Here is a 17,616-nt window from a genome sequence, read left to right as displayed (position 1 = left end):
CATTTAGGAGCCGAAATCTAGATCGGGGTAAACATAGGGATCTTCTTTAGCAGGTATCGAACGCAGTGTATCGACCTCTAGCAGCATAACCTGATTATTTTCATGCTTGGCTATCGTAAGTACACCTTCTCCCTCGACCCATTCATCTGCTTTGACATTTTGTTTCGTCTTGTTGACTGATAAAATGCCGAATGGTGAGGCGTCAGCAGTACAGCACTGCATGGAGAAACGGGCGATTGCAAATCTACCTTTCTCCATCTCCTTGTCTTGATACACAAATCCAGGTATTCGTATGCGTTTACCTGCAAATTGCTCTTTATATAAATCCAACGTCAATATAATTTCCATGTACTGTTTTTCGGTAACGACGATGACTTCTTTGTTGTATAACTGCTTTGCTAAATCTGCATATATTTGCGTAAATTCATCTGCTTCAAAAATAGGAGCTTTAGCATTTGTTGCAGATCGGGGTTCGCTGCTAGCTTGACTTGGTTGTCCAACCTTATTTGATTGACTCTCTTCCTCGACTTCTTGTTGATCCGAACTGTTGCTGGGTTCATAGACCGGGCCTGTAGAGTCTGACTTAGGAGAAGAACCAGCATCTGTTGGCGATGAAGCCTGACCAGAAGTCCATTGCTTAAGTGAAGCAGATGGTGCGTATTGAACGCCTTTTAGAGCAGCTGTCTGGCTGGACAGTGGCATCGGTGGCCAAATATAGGACAAGATGAAGGGTAATAATAGCGTGATTGCAGCAGAACAAGAGGACAAAGAGTTCGCAAATCCTCGTTTGTGCTTCGTTTCCAGTGATGTGCAATTACAGGCAGGTGAATGATGTTTAGCGGGAACGGCAGCCATATAAACTTGGAAAATACCAAGAATGTAACAGACGAGTGCGGAGCCTTTTACGAGCCATTCCATCCGCGGTGCTACGTACAACGGCATAAGTTGTTGTTTTGTAATGTACACGATCATTATGCTCCATCCTAGTAACAAAAACGCACAAAACAGCTTCATCTTGCGTTCAGACCTCAGTGAAGAGCAATTTGTATTCAATCGTTATCACTCCTTTATACTCCTTTTCATTAATAGAATATTCATATATTGGTTGAAAATAGTTCAGGATGTTACAAAACGATAGAAATAAATATAGTTGCAAACAATGGCACGATAAGGAGTAGCAAGCAAGCTAGCAATAAAATAAAGCGTTTTCGAAAAACGGTCATCATCATGAGCGTTGTTTTTAGATCCATCATGGGGCCAAATACGAGAAAACTAAGTAAGGAAGCTGGTGCAAGCATGCTTGTAAACGATGCGGCGATAAAGGCGTCTGATGTGGAACAGAGTGATAGTAAATAAGCAAGGGTCATTAGCCCGATATGTTCTAATGCAGGATTCATCCATGACGCGTCCACTATTAGGCTGCGCGGAAATGAGGTCTGAAACAGGGCCGTAATACATGCGCCGAACGTTAAATATACCGTTGTCTCCATCCACTCTTTGCCCATATGATCGGCTGCATGTCTTAATTTGTTAGGGAGTGGTATGTAGGTTTGATTTTTAGCATGAGTGCTTGTCTCACGATAGGATTCCGGATGAATGAGCAAAAAAGTATGGCGGCGATGCACGATTATGGACACGATCCAACCTATGGTTAGGACGACGAAAAAGGCTACAGCCATACGTCCAACTGCCATCCAAGGAGCACTTGGGAAAGCGGTGGCGGTTGAAGCATATACGATTGGATTTAAAATAGGCGCTGCGCACATATAGGTAACGGCTGCTGCGGGTGGAAGGCCTTTTTGCATAAATTTTCGCACGACAGGAATCATCCCACATTCACAAATAGGCAGCAGAATACCGCCTAAAGCTGCGAAAACAACAAGTACTGGTCGGGGCCACTTAACAGCCATATTACGAAAGAAGTCTGGGGCAATAAATACATGAACAAGCGAAGATAGAATGATGCCCAATAACAGAAACGGCATTGCTTCAAGTAAAATACTAACGAATACGGTTGTAAATGTGCGCCAAAGCTCGGCATTTGATGCGAGTGGCTGTGCAGCCAGAACACCAACTAGCGTTAGCAATAGTAGTAATGGGAGCAGGAGAGGGAGTTGCAGTAAACGAGGAGAAGGATGGGCAGCAGGGTCATCAGATCGTTTAATAGATGATATCAACCGGTGTGGCCTCCTTTTCGATACTAAAAGTAATCATTACGATTAAGGTTACCAGAAAAAGGGGCTGCGAACAACCCCTTACCAGTTCATGCTTGTACAATATATTAACGTGTGGAGCAAGTTTGGTCATCCGAGCCTTGATTGGATTGGATTCCTTTGGCCTTCTGCTCTAAGTATTCGTATCCGTCTGCAACGAGATCCAACTTGCCTGTCGTCGGATCAATAATCATTCCGTGTACAGGAATATCAGAAGGAAGCAATGGATGGTTGCGTAAAATGCGGACACTGTTCAGCACACCTTCTTGCACATTGTCAAAGCCGCGCAGCCAGTGATGAAGCTTGATTCCCGAATTTGTAAGTGTGTCCAGAACGAGATCATCTACACCGCGCTGCTTCGCTTTTTCCACGATACGTTCTGAATTTAAGCCTGTCATGCCGCACTCATAATGTCCAACTACGACAACTTCGTTTGCTTCTAACTCATAAATAGCAACGAGGACACTGCGCACGACAGAGCCGAATGGCTGTGAAATGATAGCCCCTGCATTTTTAATGATTTTGACATCACCGTTACGTAGGTTCATCGCTTTGGGTAATAACTCAACTAAGCGAGTATCCATACATGTGAAAATGACCATTTTTTTGTCAGGAAACTTGTCTGTCAAATACTGCTCATACTCATGTCGGTTTACGAACTGCTCATTATACGCCAAGATGCTGGTTAAGTTCGTAGCAGATGATTCCTGAGATGTGTTAGTAAGTGGTTGGTTAGTCAAATCAATTCCCCCTTTTATTCAGCGATGACGTTTGTCCTCGCAGCGTACATGGTTCGAATAGGTTTGTCCTCTGCCGTACAGGCGGAATGACTTGTCAGCTGTCAAATCTAGCGTTAAGTAATCTTCATAAAATACAGCATGCTGACGATGGATAACAATTCGACACGGTGCATTGGAGCTAATAAGCTCATCAAAGGATTCCACGTCTTCTTCGTTCATAATCCAAAGGGCTGGTACACCGTTGACTGCACAACCACAGCCTTCGGTATCATAAGCAAGCTTGATAACTGCGTGTTCATCGACTCCGCGATTCATGATGGCTTGGAGCGCTAGTTCAGTAAATTGCAAGTCCATAGCGACAACGCTCCTTTCTACATCATCCAACAACTATGTAAGTATGTATGCATGGAATTTCCCCACTTACATAGACGAACAAATTAAGTTGTTCTTGTCCTTTTGCTTGTTGATTATATATGGTGTAGGGCGTATCATCAAGAGGTAGCCTATTACAACAGGGAGTGGATGGAAATGACAACGCTATCAACAGTTGAACAGCAATTTTTGGATATCATTTCGAAGATGAAAGCATATAGTGAGGCCGTTTCACTCATGCATTGGGATTTGCGTACAGGAGCGCCTCGTAAAGGTGCAGAGCTTCGTTCAGAAGCAATCGGTAAGATTTCATCTGAAGTTTTCAAACTCTCTGTTTCGGAAGAGATGGGTGCTTGCTTGGATCAACTAGAAGCGCAGTTTGATTCCCTAGATGCACCGATGAAGAAGATGGTGAAAGACGCTCGCCGGGAATATAATCGCAGCAAGCTTATCCCGCCAAAGCTGTATGAAGAATATGTTGTCCTAACATCCAAAGCGGAGACAGTCTGGGAAGAGGCGAAGAATAAAGGCGACTTCGAACTGTTTAAGCCGTATTTGCAAAATATTATTACGATGACACAGCAGTTCATCGACTACTGGGGTGTCAAAGATACACGCTATGACACGCTCCTTGATATGTATGAGCCTAATTTGACTACAGCACAGCTGGATAGTATTTTTGGCCAACTAAAAGATCAGTTGGTGCCGCTTGTACATGAAGTGCAGCAATCAACGAACAAACCAGATGCAAACTTCCTACAAGAAGCTTATGACATCGAAATACAGAAGGATTTCAGCTCCTATTTGCTTGGGGAGATTGGATATGATTTCGAAGCGGGCAGACTGGATGAGAGCGCACATCCATTTATGATCGGACTCAATACGCAGGATATTCGCATCACGACGAAATATTTGGAAAATGATGTGACAAGTGCGGTGTTTAGTTCCTTGCATGAAGGTGGTCACGCCTTGTATGAGCAGAACATCAGCTCGGATCTTGCTCGTACTTCATTGGCTACAGGCACCTCCATGGGTATCCATGAGTCTCAATCCCGTTTGTGGGAAAATATCGTGGGACGCAGCCGTGAGTTCTGGAAACGTTACTATGGTGAGCTACAGCGCAGATATCCGGAACAACTAGCTAATGTTGATGTCGAGCAGTTCTACTGTGCGATCAATCGTGTTGAACCTTCTTTAATTCGTATTGAAGCGGATGAGGTTACTTATAATATACATATCATCATTCGTTATGAACTTGAGAAAATGTTGATTAATGATAACTTGTCAGTGGATGAGCTTCCAGAAGCTTGGAACAGCAAGTATGAGAGCTACTTAGGCATTCGTCCATCTCATGATGGAGAAGGGGTGCTGCAAGATGTGCACTGGTCATTTGGTGGATTGGGTTACTTCCCATCCTACTCACTTGGCAATATGTACGGCGCGCAAATGATGAATACGCTACGTCAGGAAATGCCAGATGTGGATGCGAAGATCGAAGCAGGCGATCTGCTGCCAATTAAAGAATGGTTTACCGAGCATGTGTATCAATATGGTTCTTTGTTGACGCCTGCAGAAATAATCGAGAAGATGACAGGCGAGCCATTAAATCCGCAGTATCTTGTTGATTATTTGACAGCTAAGACGAAAGATATCTATAAGCTGTAATGTTGTGAAGTTGACTCATCGAGTCACAATGGGCAATCGCAATGTGATACAAAGACCGCAAATGAAATCAAGCGCCATGTCCATGCTACGGTCATGGCGCTTTTCGTTATGAACAAAGTGATATTTAAGCATTAGGAATCTGATGTACGTTGCACAAATTCGTCTAAGTTGCCGCGAATATATTGAGCTGCATGTTGGATTGCAGCATCCGATAATTGCTGAAACTTAGTATAGTAGTGTTCAAAGGCTGTTAGTAAAGGAGGATCAGATTCAAGATCTTTCATCGTAATGGTGAAATTGTCTATCTGTCGAGGAAATTCTCTAGTTGCAAGCAGATGTTCGATATCTGTGACAAGCTGGAATGCGTCTTCGGCATGTAAATACTCGATTCCTCGCTTGAGCGCAGACCATTTGCGTGGCTGGGCATAAAAATAAGCACTCCACCAATACAGCTCTTCCTGAGAAACCATTGCGTGGTCATAATATACTCGAAATATAAACAATGCTTGCTGTCCACGCGTTAGTTCATCATAAAATGCTGCTTCATCTCCGTTGTGAATCCGTACTTGTTTGAATGCTTGAATGAGAGGGTTGAAGCAGGTGTCTACCAACTGCCTATCATCCAATTCCAACAAGGAAAAATCATGATGCTGCCATGTTATCAACAATATATAATCACTCCTTCATTCTTTATTCTAGAAAATAGTGGAAGGATTATCAAGCTTATGATTGTATAATAAAAGCTCCAACTTCGAATGCTTCGCAAGCACAAAGTTGGAGCTGATACGGTTCATTTGCCTATTTTGATTCTTCCATGTAGAAGAAGTTCGGACGATTGTACGTATCGTCATAGGATTTATGGAAAATATGTGTTGTTGCTGGCGACACGGGTGGAATGAGCCATGTCCAGTCTCCTGTAACATTTCGACCTTGATCTTGCTCACGTTTCTCGAACTGGGCGAACTGTAATGCTGCCGTATGGTGGTCTACAATACTGACACCGTCTTCTTTAAAGGAATGTAGTACAGCGGCATTAAGCTCAACCAAGGCTCGATCTTTCCAAAGTGTGGCGAGTGATGACATGTCTAGTCCCATTCGATCCGCAATTGCGGGCAGCATATTGTATCTATCCGTGTCGGCGAGATTCCGCGCGCCAATTTCGGTTCCCATATACCAGCCATTGAATGGGGCTACTTCGTATGAAATACCTCCGATTTCTAGTCGCATATTGGATACAATAGGGACGCCGTACCATTGCAATTCAAGATCAGCAAACCACGCGTAGGATGGATGCCGCAGTTTCACTTGTTTAATATCCTGCTCAGGGAGCTCGAACCATTGTGGAGGTTCACCTGCTTGTTGCAGCATGATCGGCAAGAGGTCGAAGTTCGTTTGCTTGCCTTTCCATCCGAGCTGTTCGCATTGTTCCGTTAAGCCAACAGAGTGTGGATCACCGATTATGCCTGTAGTCGTATTATAGCCAGCATAGCGAATAAGCTGATAATTTAAGATGCGCATCGGAGCAGGCTTGCCAGGCTCTGTAGGTCGGAAAATAGTCACAGTGGGACGAATACGGCCTTCATTTGTAGCATAGCGGATATGTGTAAGCATAGCCTCGACATATTGCTCTGTTGTATGAAGATGCCGCGCATCAAAAACAGTCAAAGACTGCCAAAATAGTCTTCCAATACAGCGATTGCTGTTGCGCCAAGCTAACTTTGCACCATATTCAAGTTCTTCTGTCGTATGTGCATAAGTGCCTTTCTCGTGAAGCTCTGCGAAGATACTGTCTAAACGACGCTGTATAATAGCAGCTGAATGTCCTAGCTCGGCGTAACTGTTGCTTACAAAAGATTGGGCTTCTTCCCATACATATTGCAGCTCAGGACGCAGCTGATTTGTTTGAATGATGCTCATGGAATCACTTCCTTGTGTACGTGTACATGGTTAGTCTAACTATCTTGTTCAAAGCGTATCACAAATTCGAGGAAATGCGGTGTATGGTGTGTGAACAGGCTGTAACAAATCGCAGGAATTGACATGACTTATGAATGGTGTTAGGATACCCCTATAGGTATTTAGATATTTTTTTGCACATATACATACCCCTGTGGGTATATGATTCGTTTAAATGAGAGGGGACTTTGGAATGAACCAGCCACAAAGTAATCAAGCACGTACAATCGTTATCGTTGGTGGAGTAGCGGGAGGGGCATCAGCAGCAGCACGCTTGCGCCGTTTGAATGAGAAAGACAACATTATATTGTTGGAACGCGGTGAGCATATTTCTTTTGCTAACTGTGGACTTCCTTATTACATAGGAGGTGCGATCCAGCAGCGCAGCAAATTGCTCGTACAGACGGTAAAAGGCATGTCAGAGCGATTCCAAATGGATATTCGAAATTGGAGTGAGGCGGTGCGCATTGACCGTGATCGCAAAGTGCTGCAAATACGACGTGTACAAGACGGTACCGTTTATGATCAACCGTATGACATTCTTATTTTGTCACCAGGTGCGAAGCCAATTCGACCGGATATTCCAGGTATTGAAGAAACAAAGGCGTTGTTTACATTGCGAAATATTCCAGACACAGATCGTATTAAAGCGTATGTGGATGAGCAACAGCCTAAAAAAGCAGTCGTAATTGGCGGTGGCTTTATCGGCGTTGAGATGGCTGAAAACTTGCGCGAGCGTGGATTGGAAGTAACGATGATTGAACGCGGCAATCAAGTAATGAACCCGATTGATGAGGAAATGGCTGCGATAGTACATCAAAATATGCGTGCAAATGGTGTAGAACTACTGCTAGGTGAAGGTGTCTCTGCGTTTGAAAACGAAGGGAAGTCCGTTATTTGTGAAAGTGGTAGACGTGTGGACACAGATATGATTGTATTAGCAATCGGTGTACAGCCAGAAAACGAGCTTGCTAAAGAATCGGGCTTAGAGCTGGGACAGCGTGGCGCAATTCGTGTAAATGAGCAGTTACAGACCAGTGATCCGTCCATTTATGCACTAGGTGATGCTATTGAAGTGAAAGACCGTGTGAACGGGCAGCCAACTTATGTACCGCTTGCATGGGGGGCGAATCGCCAAGGTCGTCTTGTAGCGGATATTATTCAAGGACGTCCAGCTCGATATGAGGGTGCTTACGGTTCTTCTATTGCGAAAGTATTTCAGCTCACAGTTGCTTCAACAGGCAATAATGAAAAGACGCTTAAACGACTTTCCATTCCATATCGTGTCGTTCATACGCATCCTGTATCACATGCTGGATATTATCCAGGCGCAGCGGCGATATCTTTGAAGCTCCTATTCTCGCCTGAAGATGGCCGTATACTAGGTGCTCAAGGTGTCGGGGCGGATGGTGTGGATAAACGTATTGATGTATTAGCAACAGCGATTCGTGGTGGACTAACGGTATATGATCTTGCTGATCTAGAGTTGTGTTATGCACCGCCGTATTCTTCTGCTAAAGACCCTGTCAATATGTTGGGTTATATCGCATCGAATATGATGGACGAGCTTGTAGATACAGTTCAATGGCACGAAGTGGACGGTTTGATTGGATCGGGAGCACTACTTATCGATGTGCGCGAACCATTGGAAGTACAAGCTGGGAACATTCCGGGCTCTACAAATATTCCGTTGAATGACTTGCGCCAAGCTCATCTTACTTTGCCAAAAGATCAACCGATTTACGTATCATGTCAAGTAGGCTTACGAGGGTATATTGCGTCAAGAATGCTCGAGCAGTACGGTTTTAAAGTGTTTAACGTCGATGGTGGATACAAGACCTATAGTTATATGAAAAAAGAAAGAGAAGCTAATCAATCGAATCAATCTGGATCGAATTCGGAAGGAACTTTTATGGCTACTGCGCCGAAACAAGTGATTGATGCAAGAGGATTGCAATGTCCTGGTCCAATTGTGCAGTTATATCAGGCGGTAGAACGTGCTGATACAGGCGATGTGATTGAAATTAAAGCAACGGATCCAGGATTCGCTTCAGATGTGAAGCAATGGACGGAGAAGACAGGAAATACGATGCTGCGTACCGAGAACGTCAATCATGAGCTTGTTGTATATGTGCAAAAAGGACAATGTCCCAGGCCTGACTCAGAAGAAATAAATCCAAATACGCTTGCAACAAGTGCTGGCCCAACTGCTGAGAAAAATAATGCGACACTGGTTGTGTTCAGTGGCGATCTGGATAAAGCAATCGCCAGCTTCATTATCGCTACTGGGGCGGCGGTGATGGGTAAACAGGTGACGATGTTCTTTACGTTCTGGGGTTTAAATATGCTGAAACAGAAAGCGGCTGCTCAAACGGATAAAGATATGTTTGGAAAAATGTTTGGCATGATGATGCCCAAAAGTGCGGACAGTCTTCCTTTATCGAAAATGAATTTTGCGGGCATTGGTCCAAAAATGATTCAAAATGTAATGAAACGCAACAATGTGGATGATCTGGAAACGATGATTCTTAATGCACAACAGCTTGGAGTCAAGTTCGTAGCTTGTACGATGAGCATGGAACTGATGGGTATTGAACATCAAGAGCTTATCGATGGTGTTGAACTAGGTGGTGTCGCTACTTATTTGGGAGATGCAGAAGAGGCAGGATTGAATTTGTTTATTTAATGTTGGCAAATGGAAGTAGGGGGTGTAAATGTGGAACATCAAGAGGCGATACGCAATCGACTGAAACGGGTGGAAGGCCAAATTCGAGGCGTTCTTAATATGCTAGAGCGCGGTGAGGATTGTCGCGATGTGATTACACAGTTGTCAGCTGCACGTACAGCTGTGGATAGAACGATCGGACTCGTTATCGGAGCTAACTTGGCGAAGTGTGTGCAAGAGCAGCTTGAAGCGGGTGAAAGTCCAGATGAAGTGATTCAAGAGGCTATTTCTATGTTAGTGAAGAGCCGTTAATATAACGAGCACATGTGGTGTGTTTCATTTTGTGCGAATGATCAGTTCTCCAATTTACGTTTATTGTTGAGAACTTCATCGTTGGGCCGATCTGTTTGCGTGATGCAAGCAGATCGGCTTTTTGTTATGCGCTGTAACGAGACAAGCAAGGAACTGAGCAAAGTTATAGGCGTTAACCATCACTTCTGCTGTTGCATAAGCTGTATGACTATATCAAGCAACTAATGAAGGAGGTTATGACAATGCGGCTGCGCTTTCGATTCTATGCATGTGCTTTGATTGTCATGTTAATGCTGTCTATCTTTGCTGCCGCTTGCGGCAATGATAGCGGAAAGCCAAAGGTTCGTGTAGGCGAAGTAGCTCGCACGGTATTTTACGCTCCGCAGTATGTCGCATTAGCTAAAGGTTTTTTTACTGAACAAGGAATTGATGTGGAGCTGCAGACGACGGCCGGTGGAGATAAGACGATGACGGCATTGCTGTCTGGGGGCATTGATATTGCTTTGGTAGGCTCTGAAACTTCTATATATGTATTTCAGCAGGGAGCGGACAATCCAGTCATTAATTTTGCACAGCTGACGCAAACGGATGGCACTTTTTTAATGGCGAGAGAGCATGATGGGACGTTTGATTGGAATGAGTTAAAAGGAAGCGTATTCCTTGGTCAACGTAAAGGTGGCATGCCGCAAATGGCTGGGGAATTTACTTTGCGCAAGCATGGCATTGATCCTCAGAAGGATCTGAATTTGATCCAAAATGTTGATTTTGCAAATGTTGCTTCCGCGTATGCATCGGGAACTGGTCAATACGTTCAGTTGTTTGAACCTCAAGCTTCTATATTTGAACGAGAAGGGCGCGGTACGGTTGTCGCCTCCTTTGGGATAGAGAGCGGGCAATTGCCCTATACGGCCTATATGGCTAAAGGCAGTTATTTAGATGAAAAAGCTGATGTGGTGCAGAAGTTCACGAACGCTTTGCAACTCGCTCAACGCTGGGTAGCTACTAACTCTGCTGAGGATATCGCAGATGCGATACTCCCTTATTTTAAAGATGCGGATCGCTCAATCGTTATCGATGCAGTTAAACGATATAAAGAGCAAGGGTCTTATGCGTCTGATGGGGTGTTCGAGCAAGAGGAATGGAACAACTTGCATGATGTGCTGCGGACTGCTGGGGAATTGAAGCAGGATGTTCCACTTGAACGTCTAGTTAATAACCGCTTCGCAGAGCAAGCGAAGCAAACGGTGAAATGAGACCGTGTCATTTGAGTATGAGCCGAAAGGAGGCAGCTGCATGCACACAATGGTAGAAATCCAAGACGTTTCGCATGTTTATGTGACAGGGCGAGGGGCACAGCTTGCGCTAGAGGATGTATCCTTACAAATATATCCTGGTGAGTTTGTAAGTATTGTTGGCCCGAGTGGATGTGGGAAAACTAGTTTGTTGTCGTTAATTGCAGGGCTTGATTTTCCAACCAAAGGTAACGTTTTTGTAGATGGGGAACGTGTAATAGGCAGCTCCTCCCGGGTCGGCTACATGCTGCAGCAAGACTACTTGTTTCCATGGCGGACGATTTTGGACAATGCATGTATGGGTTTAGAATTAACGAATCAACTGAATGAGGCCGGTCGATCACGCGTTGTGCGGATGCTTGAAGGCATGGGATTAGAAGGAACAGAGCGACTGTTTCCGCACCAATTGTCAGGAGGAATGCGCCAGCGTGTCGCGCTTATAAGGACGATGGCCACTGAGCCGGAGTTGTTTTTGCTCGATGAACCTTTCTCTGCGCTCGATTATCAGACGAAGCTGCAGCTCGAAGACCTTGTTGTAGATACGTTAAAGGCGCATGAGAAGACGGCCATTCTTGTGACGCATGATTTATCGGAGGCGTTGGCTGTCAGCGATCGTGTATTTGTAATGAATCGCAATCCAGGCAGCATTCGACGCGTATTTGATGTTCCAGAACCGATTCGCTCTGCAACCCCATTTTTTGCCCGTGAGCAGGCAGGTTTCAATGATTGGTTCCACGAGCTGTGGAAAGAGCTTGAAGCCTCTGATAATCAGACGGGAGGGATGTGAAATGAGCAGGGAGCGAGCGGAAACTTCAGCCATTTACTATTCTCCAGAAGCGAAGGCGCTCATGGCGGATACGTTTGCTAAATATAAAAAGTCAGAACGTTCACACCGCACCCGTGTCACGGTCACGCAATTTAGTTTGTTGGCGGCGATGCTCGTATGCTGGGAGTTGGCTGGACGCTTCAAATGGATTGACGTGCTTCTTTTCAGCTATCCTTCCAAAGTAGGAGTGCAGCTGTGGAAAGACTTTGCGGACGGCAGTATATGGCCGCATTTGTTGATGACAGTAGGAGAGACGTTGGTGGGCTTTGCGCTCGGTACTGTATTCGGTACCTTATTAGCGGTAGTGATTTGGTGGTCACGGTACTTAGCCAACGTGCTCGATCCATACATGGTTGTATTTAATAGTATGCCTAAAGTCGCCTTAGGCCCTTTGTTCATCGTCGGCTTTGGTCCTGGCTTTACGGCCATTGTTGCTACAACGTTGTCGATCACAGTGCTTATTACGACCCTTGTTGTATATAACGCCTTTCGCGAGGTTGATTCGAACTATGTGAAAGTTGTGAAAGTATTTGGCGGCAGCAAAAGTGTTGTATTCCGTAAAGTTATTTTTCCAGCAACGATTCCGTCCATTGTATCTACGCTAAAGGTGAACGTAGGTCTTGCATGGGTGGGTGTCATCGTTGGCGAGTTTCTCGTGTCCAAAGTAGGGCTTGGTTATTTAATCATATATGGATTTCAAGTGTTTAACTTTACGCTTGTCCTTTCTTCTCTAGTGCTGATTGCGATAGTTGCTACGATAATGTATGAAGCCGTTTCCTATTTGGAGCGAAGACTTATTGGCCATGCAAACAGTAAGTAAAGTGCGATTTAGCAGCGGGAGTTTGCCATAGATGAAATACAACTGTGCTTATCACGCAATAAAAATTTTCTTCTTGTTTGGTTATAAGCGCGAAGGAACTGGGTAAATATCTGTTATACCAAATTTCACTCACGTAAAAATAGACGTCGATAACATGCTCGACCGTGAGTAGCTACCGACGAGGAGGTTGTTAATGATGAGCACAACAAGCACGTCTTTCCAACTAAAAGCGGAAAGCAGGAAAGTTGAGGGTGGTTCGACCTCAAAAAGATTAAGGAAACAAGGACGATTGCCGGCTGTTGTATATGGGCAAGGAATAGACAGTATTTCCCTTAGTGTGGATGCTAGAGAAATCATCAATTATGTTCGCTCGAAAGGGTTAACCGATGTTGTTCATCTAGTTGTAGATGGGAAGAAACCGATTCCTGTCATGATTAAAGATGTCCAGCGGCAAGATGAGAAATGGCAGCATGTGGATTTGATTAAGGTAGATAAGAACAAACCAATTAAAGTACGTGTACCACTTGAATATATAGGAATTGCTCCAGGTACGAAAAGCGGAGGCATATTGGATATCCAAGAAACAAGTGTAGAAGTGGAAGGGTTGCCGGATCACATTCCTGCTTCCATTGAAATAGACGTATCTTCGCTTGACATTAGCGAAAAGCTACTTGTGAAGGATGTGTCATGGCCTAAGGAGGTATCCTTGTTCACACAAGAAGATATTATTTTAGCTTCCGTTGTACTACCAAGTACGTTGGAAGCGAATGATGAAGCTAGCAGCCAAGATACAGCTCAAGAAACGGATGTAACCACTTAATTGATTGCTTAAACGAAGTGCTTAAATGATGTAAAATAGCAGGTAACATCTTTAGCAAAGGCGTTCCCGAATGGGAGCGCTTTTGTTTTGTCCATTTGATAAGCCATATAAATTCGTGCTCATACTTATCTAATATAAGTATAAAGTGAAGTGAGGCTACAGGGTGTTAGATGCGGACAGGCTGCATGCGAACGTGGTATGATGTTGAAAAGTAGTCACATACTAACCATAAACGATCCAATCGATAGAGGGTGAACATCATGTTATTTGGATTCGTAGGATTTCGCGTTATTAAGACTGCTATTGCAGCCATTCTCGCCATTATTGTAGCTGATCTACTTGGATTAGATAATCATCTTGGTGCAGGGACATTGTCTATACTCGCTGTAGAAGTTACACGTAAAAAGAGTATCAGCTCAACCTCTGCCAGATTTTTCGCTTCCATTGTTAGCCTTGCCGTTGCATCGTGCTTGTTTTTACTATTTGGTTTCCATTTGTGGGTACTGGCGGCGTACATATTGTTAACGTTCCCATTGGTGGCACGTTTGAATTTCAAGCAAGGCATCGTTACGAGTGCCGTTGTGGTTTTTCACCTTTATGCGGAGGGGCAAGTAACGCTACATATTCTTTGGAATGAAGTGCTGCTGCTTAGCTGTGGTTTAGGTGCGGCCACACTAGTCAATTTGGCTTACATGCCCAAGGAACACGAAAAGCTGTGGGATATTCGCAAAGAAATCGATGCCTGCTTCTCTGCTATCTTTTTGCAGCTCAGTCGTAACTTAAGGGATGCCGCTTATGTGTGGGACGGCAAAGAAATGATTGATACTGCTGCCAATATTGAGAGCGGTATCGCAACTGCCTCTAAGGCGCTGGAGAACCGATTGCTGCCATCTGAAGAAGAGATGGTTGAAGAGAAATGGCTGTTATATTTCTATATGCGCAAGACACAATTGGACTCTATTCAAAATTTAATGCAGCTGCTGTCGCAAATTTATCAAACGATGCCGTACAACCAACTCGTAGCTAACTTATTTGAGCAATTGAGTGAAGATGTGAAGCATCCGCTATATACAGGAACGACGGAACGGTTGCTTAATGAACTCGAGCCGCAATTTCGTGAACTTCCGCTGCCTACGACACGTGAGGAGTTGGAGGTAAGAGCTGCAATTCTTCAAGTATTCCGTGAGTTGAGAGTGTATTTGAAGGTGGCAAAGAAAGATAAGAAAGAGCTGACCGTTGAAGGGTAATCGCTTTTGGAAAATGTTTTGCATAAGAAAGAGAAGTCGATCCTGAAGGGTCGGCTTTTTATCATTTTACATAGGGAAAGCGTTGAGTGAAGGAAAAGGCAGTGGTACTTCACTGCATGTGCCGAGCGGGAAAATCATATTATGTATAGGAAAATCGATAGCGAATTAGTGTATCGACCAATGTTGCGATGACGTGAAAAGACCTGAGTATGGCGGCTAATGACAGTGATGGACAAGGAAAATAATTTTAGTGTGCTTCATTTTATCAACATTCGCCTATGTCCTGCATACACTTTAAAAGAATGATTGTATGGAGGAGGTCCATAGGATGGCAATTCGAGATAAGAACCACAGCCGTGAAATCATTACGAAAGCGATTTGCGGTAAAGGTCGCAAGTTCTCCGTCGTCACACATACGGTCACTCCGCCTCACAATCCGACCAGCATATTGGGGGCATGGATTATAAACCATCAATATGAGGCGGTGCGGGCGGGGGATGGGATTGAGGTAATTGGTACTTACGATATCAACATCTGGTATTCCTACAATAATAACTCACAGACCGATGTTGCTAAAGAGACGGTATCATATGCCGATCTTGTATCGTTAGCTTATGTTGATCCACATCACCGTGCAGCTACGGTAGAAGTAGCCGCAGAAGCTACCCAAGAACCTAGTTGTGTGGAAGCGACAGTTTCTTCAAGTGGAACAAGTGTTATCATTCGTGTCGAGCGGGAATTTCTTGTGGAAATGGTCGCTGAAACGAAGGTATGGGTCGTTGTTAATCCAAACGGCGCATCCGATCTGGAAGACAAGTATTTAGATTTTAGCAGTGCGAATTCAAGCGATGATTATGAAGATTTAGAGCCATATTTACCGGATGAAGAAACATAAGCTCGCCGCAGCCGTATGCGGCGGCTTCTTGTTTCCTGTACAACATCACTATATGCATAGGCAGCATGTTCGACGAGGGCGGGAGCCCTCTTTTTTTCTAAATATGTGATTCATTTGCTGCTTTTTTTTCAGGTATGGAATAAAAGGAGGTTCATTCGGTGGCGAAGACGACCACTTTTCGAACAAATTGGCTGCCGTGGGAGCTTAATCGATCTTCTAGTATTAACATCAAACGGCTGCACAGCTTGGAAGATCGTGCGCATCAGATGGAAATCCATTGGCTTATTGGAACAACAGGGAACTATGTGGATATTGCTAAACAATTGGATGCAGTTCATCCGCAGGGCAGAGCGCTAGTACTGAATCGCTATGCGCGCCCGTGGCAAAACGGGACAATGGTGAGAAGGCTGCGGCAATTTGCCCTGCCAACTTCCTATGATGCGGTCTGGAATGATTCGTATCGAACCAAGGATTCTCAGTACATTCGTACGGTTACCTTTTGGGTGTATCAGTGCGAAGTTATCGCGGCAGCACACTGCCACAGTATGCCGCAGGTAATCGGTATGCATCGGCCTATTACAAAATGGTCTGATCCACCTTATCGCAGGCTGGCAAGGATGGCGGAGCGGGCTGCCTACGCACTTGGCTGGGATACGTGCTCTGTCACCATTCAAAGTACAAGTGATGCGACGGTAATACCTATACAGAATGATCCGAGCTCGAATCCGCGTTGCTATGCATTGGATGAGCCTCAGGAGGGGGATACCGTTGTACGAGCAGCTCCCGTTACTCGGAGGGATCCGGAGTGGGTGTGGAGAAAGTATGAGGAGCGAATCCAACTAGATGCGATATTGTTAGGTGAAGAGCGTGGAAGTGAAGGTCGACAAAGATTAGATTTATCATTTGGCTTAGATGCGGAGTTTATTTTGTACGATGCTGAAAACAGAAAAATTATACCGGCATCCCGATTTTTTGATTTGGCTGGTGAAGTTGGGTGTGATGCGGTACGGATTAATGGAAAGGTTATATATCCATTATTAGAGCTTCGTCCGCAGCCAACTGATTATGCTGTGTCATTAGTTTCTACGACCCGTAAATTGATGCGAGCAGCTTCAATTTCATTACAGCAGGGAGATCATGATCAAGGCTCTGTCATCTCGTGCTTGGCAGGATCGAAACCTTTAAATCGGTTTCCAATCGGGGCTCATTTGCATGTAGCAGGGAAAATGTGTACTACTGAGCTTATTCGTGCGTTGGACACTTACTTGGCGTTGCCTTGCTCGCTTCTAGAGCAGAAACGAGAGCGAAGTGAGCATAGGCGAAGAGCGGGTTATGGAACACTAGGTGATGTGCGTCAGCATCCACATAATGGAGCTGGTGGCTTTGAATATCGAACGTTATGGAACTTTTTTGTGGATCCGTCTTTAAGTGCGGAACTGCTGAGTGTGTTTGAAATCATCGTACGTCATTACTGGAAGCTGCCAGGACGAGAGGCTGCACGTGCTCCAATTATTACTGCATATACCGAGGATGCGCGGCAAGTCTATAAAGATCTTGCCATTCATCGATTGACAGAGCTGAAGGTGTTCGCAGATGACAAGCAGCAGTTATTGTTGTCTCACTTGACTCAACGATTGCGCGAAGAGTGGAGCTGGAGAGAACATACGGATGTCAAGAATGCCTGGATACATGCTTAAGTCATAGAATGAAACGATGAAAAGTACGGGGTGAGCTCCTGTGCTTTTTTTGTTATACTAGATAAGTTAAAGAGAGTATTCAACAACTGTGATATG

The 17,616-nt window shown here is 44.6% G+C and carries 16 protein-coding genes; 10 read left to right on the top strand and 6 right to left on the bottom strand.

Features of this window, described 5'->3' with window-relative positions; genetic code table 11:
- Window positions 1-3 precede the first annotated feature (3 nt).
- The 4 genes from IFO66_RS04285 to IFO66_RS04270 all read right to left on the bottom strand — a co-directional run bounded on the left by IFO66_RS04285 (window position 4) and on the right by IFO66_RS04270 (window position 3,307).
- Window positions 4-1,014 (bottom strand): TIGR03943 family putative permease subunit, encoded by a 1,011-nt coding sequence (locus IFO66_RS04285; protein ID WP_225445518.1) that lies wholly within the window; start codon window positions 1,012-1,014, stop codon window positions 4-6.
- A 110-nt stretch (window positions 1,015-1,124) separates the two neighbouring features.
- A complete protein-coding gene (locus IFO66_RS04280; protein ID WP_192023943.1) occupies window positions 1,125-2,177 on the bottom strand; it encodes a permease in 1,053 nt (350 codons plus the stop codon).
- A gap of 104 nt (window positions 2,178-2,281) precedes the next feature.
- Window positions 2,282-2,953: a beta-class carbonic anhydrase gene (locus tag IFO66_RS04275; RefSeq protein WP_192023942.1), complete on the bottom strand. Its 672-nt coding sequence runs from the start codon at window positions 2,951-2,953 to the stop codon at window positions 2,282-2,284.
- A gap of 18 nt (window positions 2,954-2,971) precedes the next feature.
- On the bottom strand, window positions 2,972-3,307 hold the full coding sequence (locus IFO66_RS04270) for an iron-sulfur cluster biosynthesis family protein (RefSeq protein WP_192023941.1): 336 nt from the start codon (window positions 3,305-3,307) through the stop codon (window positions 2,972-2,974).
- A gap of 168 nt (window positions 3,308-3,475) precedes the next feature.
- On the opposite strand from IFO66_RS04270, the gene IFO66_RS04265 reads away from it, so the two are divergent.
- Window positions 3,476-4,990: a carboxypeptidase M32 gene (locus IFO66_RS04265; protein WP_192023940.1), complete on the top strand. Its 1,515-nt coding sequence runs from the start codon at window positions 3,476-3,478 to the stop codon at window positions 4,988-4,990.
- A 131-nt stretch (window positions 4,991-5,121) separates the two neighbouring features.
- Here the strand turns inward: IFO66_RS04265 and IFO66_RS04260 are convergent, their stop codons facing one another.
- Window positions 5,122-5,658 (bottom strand): hypothetical protein, encoded by a 537-nt coding sequence (locus IFO66_RS04260; RefSeq protein ID WP_192023939.1) that lies wholly within the window; start codon window positions 5,656-5,658, stop codon window positions 5,122-5,124.
- A 130-nt stretch (window positions 5,659-5,788) separates the two neighbouring features.
- On the bottom strand, window positions 5,789-6,907 hold the full coding sequence (locus tag IFO66_RS04255; RefSeq protein ID WP_192023938.1) for a nitric oxide synthase oxygenase: 1,119 nt from the start codon (window positions 6,905-6,907) through the stop codon (window positions 5,789-5,791).
- 232 nt (window positions 6,908-7,139) lie between these two features.
- Here IFO66_RS04255 and IFO66_RS04250 point away from each other — a divergent pair, with 232 nt between their 5' ends.
- The 9 genes from IFO66_RS04250 to IFO66_RS04210 all read left to right on the top strand — a co-directional run bounded on the left by IFO66_RS04250 (window position 7,140) and on the right by IFO66_RS04210 (window position 17,520).
- Window positions 7,140-9,632 (top strand): CoA-disulfide reductase, encoded by a 2,493-nt coding sequence (locus IFO66_RS04250; protein WP_192023937.1) that lies wholly within the window; start codon window positions 7,140-7,142, stop codon window positions 9,630-9,632.
- A 30-nt stretch (window positions 9,633-9,662) separates the two neighbouring features.
- Window positions 9,663-9,923: a metal-sensitive transcriptional regulator gene (locus tag IFO66_RS04245; RefSeq protein ID WP_028593626.1), complete on the top strand. Its 261-nt coding sequence runs from the start codon at window positions 9,663-9,665 to the stop codon at window positions 9,921-9,923.
- A 242-nt stretch (window positions 9,924-10,165) separates the two neighbouring features.
- Window positions 10,166-11,176 (top strand): ABC transporter substrate-binding protein, encoded by a 1,011-nt coding sequence (locus tag IFO66_RS04240; RefSeq protein ID WP_192023936.1) that lies wholly within the window; start codon window positions 10,166-10,168, stop codon window positions 11,174-11,176.
- 40 nt (window positions 11,177-11,216) lie between these two features.
- Window positions 11,217-12,002 carry an ABC transporter ATP-binding protein gene (locus IFO66_RS04235; RefSeq protein WP_192023935.1) on the top strand — a complete coding sequence of 262 codons (786 nt, stop codon included), beginning with the start codon at window positions 11,217-11,219 and terminating at the stop codon, window positions 12,000-12,002.
- A 61-nt stretch (window positions 12,003-12,063) separates the two neighbouring features.
- Window positions 12,064-12,861 carry an ABC transporter permease gene (locus tag IFO66_RS04230; RefSeq protein WP_420488647.1) on the top strand — a complete coding sequence of 266 codons (798 nt, stop codon included), beginning with the start codon at window positions 12,064-12,066 and terminating at the stop codon, window positions 12,859-12,861.
- A 193-nt stretch (window positions 12,862-13,054) separates the two neighbouring features.
- Window positions 13,055-13,681 (top strand): 50S ribosomal protein L25, encoded by a 627-nt coding sequence (locus IFO66_RS04225; RefSeq protein ID WP_192023933.1) that lies wholly within the window; start codon window positions 13,055-13,057, stop codon window positions 13,679-13,681.
- Window positions 13,682-13,941: 260 nt separating this feature from the next.
- Window positions 13,942-14,928, top strand: coding sequence for an aromatic acid exporter family protein (locus IFO66_RS04220; RefSeq protein WP_192023932.1), 987 nt, complete (start codon window positions 13,942-13,944; stop codon window positions 14,926-14,928).
- A 328-nt stretch (window positions 14,929-15,256) separates the two neighbouring features.
- Window positions 15,257-15,823 carry an outer spore coat protein CotE gene (locus IFO66_RS04215; RefSeq protein ID WP_028593632.1) on the top strand — a complete coding sequence of 189 codons (567 nt, stop codon included), beginning with the start codon at window positions 15,257-15,259 and terminating at the stop codon, window positions 15,821-15,823.
- Window positions 15,824-15,981: 158 nt separating this feature from the next.
- The gene (locus IFO66_RS04210; RefSeq protein WP_192023931.1) at window positions 15,982-17,520 is read left to right on the top strand and encodes a putative amidoligase domain-containing protein; all 1,539 of its coding nucleotides are present in this window, start codon (window positions 15,982-15,984) and stop codon (window positions 17,518-17,520) included.
- Window positions 17,521-17,616 lie beyond the last annotated feature (96 nt).

The organism is Paenibacillus arenosi (assembly GCF_014841135.1).
Classification (GTDB): Bacteria; Bacillota; Bacilli; order Paenibacillales; family Paenibacillaceae; genus Paenibacillus_B; species Paenibacillus_B arenosi.
Note: the sequence above shows the minus strand (reverse complement) of the source record. Positions and strands in the feature narration are given on the sequence as shown.